At 48.3% G+C, this 458-nt stretch carries 1 pseudogene; it reads left to right on the top strand.

The window, feature by feature from the left end:
- Window positions 1-98: 98 nt before the first annotated feature.
- Window positions 99-458 (top strand): annotated as a pseudogene (locus EDI28_RS26435) (IS66 family transposase); the annotation flags it as partial.

Here is a 458-nt window from a genome sequence, read left to right on the forward strand (position 1 = left end):
TCATGCGCGCCGGAAATTTGAAGAGGCTTTGAAGGAAGACGAAGTCAGGGCTTCCTATGCCCTGGAACAAATAGGGCTGCTTTATGATGTCGAAAGGCAATCATGCGCGCCGGAAATTTGAAGAGGCTTTGAAGGAAGACGAAGTCAGGGCTTCCTATGCCCTGGAACAAATAGGGCTGCTTTATGATGTCGAAAGGCAAGCGGATCAGGAGAATCTTTCCTACGAACAACGTTCCGACTTACGTACCCGTTTGTCCTACCCGATAATGGTGGCTTTTGAAAAATGGCTGGTACAGGAGTATCCGAAGGTGTTACCCAAAGGACGCATTGGAAAGGCCATTAAGTATACCCATGGCATCTACCACAAGTTATCCAGATACCACCTGGATGGCCGCTATAAAATAGACAATAACCAGGCCGAGAACGCTATCAGACCCATCGCTCTCGGAAGGAAGAAT

The organism is Photobacterium chitinilyticum, assembly GCF_004104355.1.
Taxonomy (GTDB): domain Bacteria; phylum Pseudomonadota; class Gammaproteobacteria; order Enterobacterales; family Vibrionaceae; genus Photobacterium; species Photobacterium chitinilyticum.